Annotated in this window: 12 protein-coding genes; 7 read left to right on the top strand and 5 right to left on the bottom strand. The window is 63.2% G+C overall.

Going from position 1 to position 8,356, the window contains the following annotated elements; all coding sequences use genetic code 11:
• Positions 1-167: 167 nt before the first annotated feature.
• The gene (locus LG661_RS18605; protein ID WP_230533384.1) at positions 168-1,670 is read left to right on the top strand and encodes a putative bifunctional diguanylate cyclase/phosphodiesterase; all 1,503 of its coding nucleotides are present in this window, start codon (positions 168-170) and stop codon (positions 1,668-1,670) included.
• Positions 1,671-1,722: 52 nt separating this feature from the next.
• Here LG661_RS18605 and rfbC read toward each other — a convergent pair whose 3' ends face one another.
• The 4 genes from rfbC to LG661_RS18585 form a co-directional block, all read right to left on the bottom strand.
• Positions 1,723-2,280 carry a dTDP-4-dehydrorhamnose 3,5-epimerase gene (gene rfbC, locus LG661_RS18600; RefSeq protein ID WP_230533386.1) on the bottom strand — a complete coding sequence of 186 codons (558 nt, stop codon included), beginning with the start codon at positions 2,278-2,280 and terminating at the stop codon, positions 1,723-1,725.
• Between the two features lie 108 nt (positions 2,281-2,388).
• Positions 2,389-2,892 (bottom strand): phage holin family protein, encoded by a 504-nt coding sequence (locus tag LG661_RS18595; RefSeq protein ID WP_230533383.1) that lies wholly within the window; start codon positions 2,890-2,892, stop codon positions 2,389-2,391.
• Between the two features lie 17 nt (positions 2,893-2,909).
• A complete protein-coding gene (locus LG661_RS18590; RefSeq protein WP_230533382.1) occupies positions 2,910-3,206 on the bottom strand; it encodes a hypothetical protein in 297 nt (98 codons plus the stop codon).
• 2 nt (positions 3,207-3,208) lie between these two features.
• The gene (locus LG661_RS18585; RefSeq protein ID WP_230533381.1) at positions 3,209-3,445 is read right to left on the bottom strand and encodes a hypothetical protein; all 237 of its coding nucleotides are present in this window, start codon (positions 3,443-3,445) and stop codon (positions 3,209-3,211) included.
• Positions 3,446-3,715: 270 nt separating this feature from the next.
• Here LG661_RS18585 and LG661_RS18580 point away from each other — a divergent pair, with 270 nt between their 5' ends.
• Positions 3,716-4,192, top strand: coding sequence for a hypothetical protein (locus LG661_RS18580; RefSeq protein WP_230533380.1), 477 nt, complete (start codon positions 3,716-3,718; stop codon positions 4,190-4,192).
• Positions 4,158-5,279 carry an extracellular catalytic domain type 1 short-chain-length polyhydroxyalkanoate depolymerase gene (locus LG661_RS18575; protein WP_230533379.1) on the top strand — a complete coding sequence of 374 codons (1,122 nt, stop codon included), beginning with the start codon at positions 4,158-4,160 and terminating at the stop codon, positions 5,277-5,279. The genes LG661_RS18580 and LG661_RS18575 overlap by 35 nt, the downstream gene beginning before the upstream one ends.
• A gap of 100 nt (positions 5,280-5,379) precedes the next feature.
• On the opposite strand, the gene LG661_RS18570 is transcribed toward LG661_RS18575, so the two are convergent.
• Complete coding sequence (locus tag LG661_RS18570; protein ID WP_230533377.1) at positions 5,380-5,673, bottom strand: HU family DNA-binding protein; 294 nt, start codon at positions 5,671-5,673, stop codon at positions 5,380-5,382.
• A 285-nt stretch (positions 5,674-5,958) separates the two neighbouring features.
• Between LG661_RS18570 and LG661_RS18565 the strand changes: the two genes are divergently transcribed.
• The 4 genes from LG661_RS18565 to LG661_RS18550 all read left to right on the top strand — a co-directional run bounded on the left by LG661_RS18565 (position 5,959) and on the right by LG661_RS18550 (position 8,021).
• A complete protein-coding gene (locus tag LG661_RS18565) occupies positions 5,959-6,198 on the top strand; it encodes a hypothetical protein (RefSeq protein WP_230533375.1) in 240 nt (79 codons plus the stop codon).
• 369 nt (positions 6,199-6,567) lie between these two features.
• A complete protein-coding gene (locus tag LG661_RS18560; RefSeq protein WP_230533373.1) occupies positions 6,568-7,098 on the top strand; it encodes a glycine cleavage system protein R in 531 nt (176 codons plus the stop codon).
• A gap of 170 nt (positions 7,099-7,268) precedes the next feature.
• Positions 7,269-7,634, top strand: a complete 366-nt coding sequence (locus LG661_RS18555; RefSeq protein WP_230533372.1) for a hypothetical protein — start codon at positions 7,269-7,271, stop codon at positions 7,632-7,634.
• Positions 7,635-7,730: 96 nt separating this feature from the next.
• Positions 7,731-8,021 (top strand): hypothetical protein, encoded by a 291-nt coding sequence (locus LG661_RS18550; protein WP_230533371.1) that lies wholly within the window; start codon positions 7,731-7,733, stop codon positions 8,019-8,021.
• The last annotated feature ends 335 nt before the right edge of the window (positions 8,022-8,356 follow it).

The raw sequence follows: 8,356 nt of genomic DNA, 5'->3' as shown, positions 1-8,356 counted from the left end.
CATCGAAGCCAAACGATACATCGGTTATACATTCACAGGGTGAAGGCCCTGTGCCTGCCCGAAAGGGCACACGCGTGAACTGCCCTGGCACTTCACGCTCACAAGGCAGGATGTATTCCCCTTCGAGCGCATCAAATTTTTAACACATCGCGCGCAGGATGCTCGGCATGCTGCTACCGCACGACGACATCCTCGCCATCTATGGCGCGCAGGGACAGGAGACGCTTCGGCTTCTGGCCGCTCCCCCTGAGACGGACGAGCGATATGCTCTGGACGATGTCTTCTCCCTGCCGACCCCTGAAGAATTGCCGCCGGACGGCCAGCGGGAGCTGGAGCATCTGATCACCCACGATGAACTGACGGGCCTGAGCAACCGAGCAGCACTCCAGAAGCGCCTCGCCGGCGCCTTGGTCGAAGCGGATCGCCTGCGAAGCAAACTGGCTTTCGCGGTGCTGGACCTCGATCACTTCCGAGATCTCAATTCTGTCCTCGGTCACGCAGTCGGGGACGCCATCCTGGCGCAGACCGGCCGCTCGATCCGCTCGATCCTGCCGCCTGCGGACGAGGTCGGCCGTTTCGGCGGGGACGAGTTCGCGCTTATCGTGAAGGGCATATCCTCTGAGGACAATGTGCTGTCGATTGCGGACCACCTGCTCGACGCAGCCGCAGCTGCAGTCCTGGCGCATTCTCCCGTCCGCCACGCGGGCGCGAGCCTCGGCGTCGCGATCTATCCCGATCACGGCGCGAGCGTGAGCGAACTGATCCAGAATGCGGAGGTCGCCCTCCATCAGGCCAAGGCGGATGGACGCGGGCAGACCCGCATCTTCAGCGCGAAGATGCGTTCTGCCCTGATCGAGCGGCTGGAGCAGCTCTCCGCTTTCCGGGCGGCTCTCGAGACGGGAGAATTGCGGCCCTACTACCAGCCACAGATGCGCCTATCCGACCGGCGCTCGCACGGTTTCGAGGCCCTCGCCCGCTGGATTCTGCCGAACGGCGATATCCTGTACCCCGGCCATTTTCAGATGGCGCTGAACGATCCCGACGCCGCGATCCTGCTCGGGGAGCACATGCTCAAGAGCATCAGCGACGATCTCCTGCAGTGGCAGAACACGCAGATGCCGGCCTGTAAGCTGTCGGTCAATGTCACGTCTCCGGAACTGAAGCGCGGCGACTACGCCAGGAAGGTTGCGAGCCTTTTTCAGACCAAGGGCATCCCCCTGTCGCAACTGACCGTCGAGATCACCGAATCCGTGCTTCTCGACGACAAGACCTCCGAGGTCGCCCAGGCTCTTTCCGAGCTGCGCAAGCTCGGGGTTTCCATTGCGCTGGACGATTTCGGAACCGGTTTCGCGTCGCTGACGCATCTGAAGAGCTACGCGATCGATCAGCTCAAGATCGACCGTTCCTTCGTGACCGATCTGCCCTTCAATGCAGGCGACAGGGCCATCGTGCGGGCCACCCTCAGCCTGGCGAAGAACCTGAGGATGGAAACCGTCGCCGAGGGACTCGAGGACGAGCGGCAGCTCAAGTACCTGCAATCTCTCGGCTGCGACTATGCGCAGGGCTTCTTCTTCAGCCCGGCCGTTCCGGCGGAAGAGGCGGAAAACTATTTCCGGAAGAACAGGGCCTATCGGAAGGCCAGCCTCCACCAGTTCACCCTGTCCTCTTAAGCCCCATCCGCCAAGCGCTCAGGAGAAGCGGGTATCCAGCAGAAGCGGCCTGTCAGAACCGGAACGGCGACGTGAAGCCGGAGAATGCGGGAAGCTGCCTGTCCTTGTCGGAGAGGATGATTTCGCTCGTCGGAAGAGGCCATGCGATTCCGATTGTCGGATCGTCCCAGGCCAGACCTGCGTCGCAATCCGGCGCATAGAACTCGTCGACCTTGTAGGCGACCTCCGTATCGGGCTCCAGGGTGCAGTAGCCGTGAGCGAAGCCCCGCGGAACGAAGATCTGCTCCCCTCCCCCGGCGGTCAGCGTCTCGCCGACCCAACGCCCGTAGGTGGGCGAGCCCTCGCGAAGATCGACCGCCACATCGAAGATGCTTCCGCGGATGACGCGGATCAGCTTGGCCTGCGCGGCCGGCGGGCGCTGGAAGTGAAGGCCGCGAAGGGTCCCGCGTGCCGACGAGAAGGCCTGATTGTCCTGGACAAAGACGATGTCGCCCAGCACCGGCGCGAAGGCGCGGGTGCTGTAGGTCTCGGAAAACCACCCCCGGTGATCGCCGAAGCGGCGGGGCGTCAGTACAACAACATCGGGGATATCGGTCGGCTTGACCGTCAGGTTCGACACCGGCTGACCTCGTTTGCTCGAAAAGGCTCTCCACCCGCTCAGTAGTTCCGGCGGGCACAGAAAGCAAACGCCAGCGCAGGCGGCCTGCCTGCTGAACGGTCAGCCGTTCCTTTCCTCGTGCTTCTTGAGCCCCTTGATGACGGCGCCCGCCAAGGGCACCAGCATGCCGGGAAGCACGGAGTCGATGGGGTGCCGAACGAATCCGACGATCGCCTGACGGACGCCCCGGACCTCTTCCTTAAGGTCGATCAGCTGCTGCTGAACGACGAGGGCATCGGCCTCGAGCGCCTGGAGGGCGATGTTGTGCACCTCAAGCGCCAGCTCCATTTCCCGCTCGGGCTTGGTCCGTTCCGCCGTCACCAGCAGAACGACGGCGAGGAGCAGATTGAGCCCGCCGATGGCGGCGGCGGCCCAGATGGGTCCCCAGGATGGCTCGAGCGCGAAGAAGAGAGCCATGTTGCCCATGACGAACGCGAAGGCTCCCAGGAGGGCAGCGACGCCTCTTAGGCCGGAGCGCGTGATCGCCTGCCGGAGGCGAATGTCGGCGATGATCGACTCCGCCCGCCAGAGAACGCGAAGGTTGCGCACCACATTATCCATCATGGTCTATGATCTCCCCATCAGCCGTCCCACAGCGATGCCGAGCGCGAAGGCGGCCAGCACCGATGCGAGAGGGTGCTCCGCTCCGCCACGAAATCCTCAGCGCTGCCGGCATATTCGCTCAGGGCCTGCGCCAATTCCTGCATCTGCTCCTCGAAGCCGCCATCGGGAGCCATCTGCGGCGCGCTGCCGGAGCTCTCCACCGGCAGCGGCCCGTCCGCTCCCGGGGAAGGGAGCGCGGCACCGCCCTGCGAGGTCTTGCGAAGCTCCGCCCGCAGGGCGCCGAGTTCCTCATGAAGGCTGGCAGGGACCGGCACGGTCAGAGCGCCTTGCGAACCCGCTCGAAAGCGTCCTTGAGCTCCGAGCCGAGAAACTTCACCGCGTCGCCTACGTCGCGAGTGCTCTTGTCGAGTTCGGCCTTACTTTCGAAGGCGCTCCAGTGGCTTTCGATCTCGGACCACTCATCCTGCAGCTCTTTCGAGCCGAGATGGATCTTGAGCCTGATCTCGTCTCGCGTACGCTTGAGGTCTTCCACGAACTGGGGGAAATTCGGCATTATCTTCATCCTCGCTGGGCTCCCGCTGGCGGGAGCACCGGGCGGGTCCGGCCGTCAGACATAAATCCTAGCCTCCGCTGGGAGGCGGAGCCTTGATCCTTGTCAAGCGACGGCCAAGCTGAAGAAAAATTTCGGAAAGTGCAGCCTGCTGCGCGCCGGAAGCAACGGCAACGACAAATAGTAATATTATCCACTCTCTGACCGGAGAGCAGACAGCACTTGGGTCGTCAGCTACACATCGCTTCAACAACGCGAAGAACGGAAACAAACATGTCCGAAGAATTCGAGGCTATTGGGGCACTCACCAGCTTCTCGGTCGGCACGCTGGACGGCCGCGACGCCATGATGGTGATCGAGCTGGCGACGACGCCGGAAGAGTTCGAGCGCGGCATCCGGCGCCAGATGCCGGTGGCGATGACCCCGGAGCACGCCCGCGAGCTCTGCGAGGCCCTACTGCTCGCCGCCAAGGCCGCCCTATGGGCGATACGCCCAGCCCAGCATTGCGGTCAACTGACCCCCGGCTTCGCAAAGGAGCGCCAAGGAGCTGCAAGGCCGACACGGCTCTGCACAGCGATATCCGATTGTGCATTGCAACACACGCCCGCGTGGGGCGTTATCCTGCATTCAGCCTTTCCGGAGAGGGTATCCGATGCAGCGCCTAGGACGCATGATCCACCAACTGAATCGCTATCGCGATCAGTGGGAAGCGGTGATGAAGGCGTCGAGCCTGGCGGTGCCGCCCTTTGAAATCACGCCGGACGCGCCAAGCCGCCTTACCGAAGTGACGGAGTTCGGCTCCAATCCGGGCAACCTGCGCATGCTGGCCTATGTGCCGGAAAACCTTGCCCCCTCCCCTGCCCTCGTCGTCGTTCTCCACGGCTGCACCCAGACGGCAGCCGGCTACGACCATGGCGCCGGATGGTCGGCTCTCGCCGACCGCTACGGCTTCGTGCTGGTCCTCCCCGAACAAGTGGAGGCCAACAATCAGAAGCGCTGCTTCAACTGGTTCCGGCTCGGCGACATCCGGCGCGGCCGGGGCGAGGCGCTTTCGATCCGCCAGATGGTCGAGCGCGCCATCCGTGATCACGGGATCGACCGCAGCCGCATCTTTGCGACAGGCCTCTCCGCCGGCGGAGCGATGACCGCCACCATGCTCGCGACCTATCCCGACATTTTCGCGGGCGGCGCCATCGTCGCCGGCCTTCCCTACCAATGCGCGACCTCCGTATCGGAAGCCTTCGAGTGCATGTTCCAGGGCCGGACCCGCCCCGCCGGGGAATGGGGCGACCTCGTCCGGAACGCGTCGCCCCATCGTGGCCCCTGGCCGAAGGTGTCCGTGTGGCACGGCAGCGCGGATGCCACCGTGAGGCACATGAATGCGGGCGAGATCATCAAGCAGTGGACGAATGTGCATGGGCTCGATCCGCAACCCGATCGCAGCGAAACGGTGGACGGATATCCGCGGAACGTCTGGACCGATGCGGCAGGCGAAGAGGTGATCGAGGAATACGTCATCACCGGCATGGCGCATGGCACGCCCCTGGCGACGGGCGATGGCGAGAACAGCTATGGAGCCGCCGGCCCTTTCCTGCTCGAGGCGGGAATCTCGTCGAGTTACCACATCGCGAAGTTCTGGGGTCTGACCGAGACGGCGCCGGATACCGCACACGTCAAGAGAACTGTCCGTCCCCCTCCCCCTGATGCGGATCTCGAATCGCCGTCAGGCAGGGTGACCGTCATTCGCCGCAGCGACGGGACCCGCAAGCCGGCATCGGCGGCCGACATCCAGTCGACGATCACACAGGCGCTCAGGGCCGCCGGTCTCATGAAGTGAGAGGCTGCAGCACGCCCGCATAGGGATGAGAAGCCTGCGGGAGCTGCACTTGAACTGAGCGCCGTCCGCCGCTCAGTTGCTCGCTTGTCGAAGCGTCGGCTTACTTGCGGCCGCGACGCTTGGTGTTGACCAGGTCCTTCATGGCCTTGGCCTGCTCGAACTTGACGTTCTTGGAGGCCGCGATCTTGATGGCCTCGCCGGTCTGCGGGTTGCGTCCCTTGCGGGCCTTGCGCTCGACGATCTTGAACTTGCCGAAGCCGAAGATGGAAACCTCTTCGCCCTTCTGAATGGCGTCGGTGATGGACTGGAAGACGTTGTCGACGATGTCGCGCGCGAAAGTCTTCGTCAGTTCGTATTCTTGAGCGATTTGCTCGATCAGATCGTTCTTGTTCATGGTGCCCCTGTTTGTCTGAGGGAAAGCCTGACGGATGAGACTGGCCGGGAAAGGTCGGCCATTCGCCGCCGTTGCACGGCAAAAAGCTTAGCGTCAAGACCGTTATCCCGATTCGAACGGGGCCATCGTCTTGTTATTGTACAGCGTGGCAAGAAAGCCAAAGCCGCAGGCCACTGCAGGCCCGTTTCGGGCGGAAACGCAACACAATCCCCTCTCTGACCGGAGAGCAGACAGCCCCCTGCCGTTACGGTAAAAAGTTTCCGTTAGGGCAAAGGACATCACAAAATGACCCCCGATATGGATATGATTGGCGCACTCACCAGCTTCTCGGTCGGCACGCTGGACGGCGGCGACGCCATGATGGTGATCGAGCTGGCGACGACGCCGGAGGAGTTCGAGCGCGGCATCCGGCGCCAGATGCCGGTGGCGATGACTCCGGAGCACGCCCGCGAACTCGGCGAGGCCCTGCTGCTCGCCGCCAAGGCCGCCCTCATGGGCGACGCTCCCAGCTACGCCGTCAACTGATCTGCCCGATGCCGGAACGACAGGGAATGTCGGCCGCCGTGTCTTTCCCGATACAGCTTCCGTATCGCGAATCAGTCAATCTGTAGAAGTCCAAGGCCGAAGGGCTGGGGGCACTCTTCCCTTGTGACTTGAAGCGCCCCGGCTTTCACGGGGCGCTTCCTTTATTGTGAGCCGGAAGGCTGCTGCGCGCGAGCAATGCGCTGACCCGTGGAGCCACGCCGAGCGTCTTCGCTCCCCGCATTCTGGATGGAAACCGTCTCATCCTTTCTTCGGAATGGCGCTCGCCGCAACCTTGAATAAGCACGGACCCGCTCTTCAATAGCGGAAGGGTCGTCCTGTCGGATGGCCGAACCGTGAAAGGAGCGCGCGATGTCTTCCGTCGCCCTGGTTTCCGTCCTCGGCCCCGATCGGGTCGGCCTCGTCGCCGCCATTGCGGAGCATCTCTTCAATGCAGGCGTGAACCTGCGGGACACGACCTTCGCCGCTCTCGGATCGGGCGCGGAATTCGTGGCTCTCTGTGAACTTCCATCCGGCATGACGGCCAGCGAGATCGAAGCGGGATTGAATGAACTTCCCGAACTCGAAGGCGCGGAGATCCGCGCCGTTCCCTATGCCTTCGACCCCGACCCCGGCGCCACCGGCAGCATCACGCATCGCATCACCATCAGCGGCGGCGATCAGCTGGGCCTCGTGGCCCGGCTCGCCGAAGTCTTCAAGCAGTACGACGCCAACATCGTACGTCTCGAAGCACGCAAGCTCGCCGAGGCGGAGGGCGGATTTTACGTGACGCGCTTTGCGGTCTTCGTTCCGGAGCAGCAGGCGAGCCTGTGCCTGGCGACGGTCAGCAACACGGCCGGCACGCTCGGATTGACCTGCGAGATCGAGGAGAGTTCTCTCTAGAGCGCCGGACTGCAAATCGGATTCTTCAACTTCTGCACCGGGCGCTGTGTTTCACTCTCCTGAACGGGAGACTGATCGCGGGTAGTACCCAGCCTGGGGACTACCTGTCCTGAGTATCTGTGCCGTCCCCTTAGCTGACTTAGATCTGCTGGCAGGCAGGAACGGCAGACATGAAACCCGACAAACCTGACCGGAGGAGCGATGGACGGTGGCTTGGCGGGCTATGCTGCGCCGCCGTTGCGCTCAACATGATCTGCCTTGCACTCGCGCTGACCGCCGGTTCCCGCTTCGGTGTGGCGCCCTCGACATTCTACCGGGATCCCGCCATCATCGCGGGCCACAACTTTGCTACCGGTTCGCTCTCGAGTCTGGGGGCCGTCGGCTGGTTCGTTGGAGCGACGACGACCTTCTTTGCCGCTTCTCTGGTCCGCAACAGGAACAGGTCCCGCTTTCTTCTGTTGCTCGGCACACTTACGGCGGTGCTCGGCATCGACGATCTCTTCCTGGTGCACGACGGATTGCTTCCCTTCCTATGACTGCCGGGAGGGCTCGTATACCTCGTCTATGCATCGCTGATGGCGCTCGGACTGGTCCTCTTCCGGCGTGAGATCGCACGGACGCCATGGATCATCATGACCGCCGCCATCTCGTGTCTGGCGACCTCGGCGTTCATCGATTCTCTGGCAGATGTCGGCTATGTCGCGGGCGAAGGAGCTTCCGTCGCGGAGGATGCGGTAAAGCTCCTCGGCGTCACATTCTGGAGCATCTATGCCGTGGCCTGTGCGTGGAGAGCCGCGGCCGCGAGCGCAATCTCGGCGCCAGCCCTGCTCGTCGAAGAGAGTACTCTTGCCGGATCGCCCGCTATGCCCGGTAATGGACGCACCTCATGGGATCGGACTCCAAAACGATCAATGAATCGGTGAATTCCCGACAGGGAATTTTTCGGAGACGCATCATCCGCATATCTGTGACCTGTTCGAGCCTCGGGGAAGTCGGAACTGCCTCAAGATCGCCGGCTGTGCGTCCATTCGGCGATCCGTTGCTTTGAGAGCATCGTCGAGCGCGAAAGACCGGATCAGCTTTCCACCAACACGGAATCCGGTTCCGCACGATGCTCTCGAAAGGCCTCGGAATGGTGAAGGGCTCCGGCGCTACCGCCGGGGCCCTCTGCAGGAGCGAGCCGCGTTAGATCAGAAGTCGCGCTGGACGCGGAGGCGACCGGAGAAGTCGTCCTCTTCCAGGCCGATCGGGGTCGGGC

Source organism: Microvirga roseola (genome assembly GCF_020866965.1).
GTDB lineage: Bacteria > Pseudomonadota > Alphaproteobacteria > Rhizobiales > Beijerinckiaceae > Microvirga > Microvirga roseola.
This window is presented reverse-complemented; position numbering and strand designations above follow the sequence as displayed.

Excerpts from the sequence above, each read along its gene's own strand:
- LG661_RS18605 (WP_230533384.1), top strand. The coding sequence starts at position 168 with ATGCTGCTACCGCACGACGACATCCTCGCCATCTATGGCGCGCAGGGA.
- LG661_RS18595 (WP_230533383.1), bottom strand. The coding sequence starts at position 2,892 with ATGATGGATAATGTGGTGCGCAACCTTCGCGTTCTCTGGCGGGCGGAG.
- LG661_RS18585 (WP_230533381.1), bottom strand. The coding sequence starts at position 3,445 with ATGCCGAATTTCCCCCAGTTCGTGGAAGACCTCAAGCGTACGCGAGAC.
- LG661_RS18580 (WP_230533380.1), top strand. The coding sequence starts at position 3,716 with ATGTCCGAAGAATTCGAGGCTATTGGGGCACTCACCAGCTTCTCGGTC.
- LG661_RS18575 (WP_230533379.1), top strand. The coding sequence starts at position 4,158 with ATGAAGGCGTCGAGCCTGGCGGTGCCGCCCTTTGAAATCACGCCGGAC.
- LG661_RS18570 (WP_230533377.1), bottom strand. The coding sequence starts at position 5,673 with ATGAACAAGAACGATCTGATCGAGCAAATCGCTCAAGAATACGAACTG.
- LG661_RS18565 (WP_230533375.1), top strand. The coding sequence starts at position 5,959 with ATGACCCCCGATATGGATATGATTGGCGCACTCACCAGCTTCTCGGTC.
- LG661_RS18560 (WP_230533373.1), top strand. The coding sequence starts at position 6,568 with ATGTCTTCCGTCGCCCTGGTTTCCGTCCTCGGCCCCGATCGGGTCGGC.
- LG661_RS18555 (WP_230533372.1), top strand. The coding sequence starts at position 7,269 with ATGAAACCCGACAAACCTGACCGGAGGAGCGATGGACGGTGGCTTGGC.
- LG661_RS18550 (WP_230533371.1), top strand. The coding sequence starts at position 7,731 with ATGACCGCCGCCATCTCGTGTCTGGCGACCTCGGCGTTCATCGATTCT.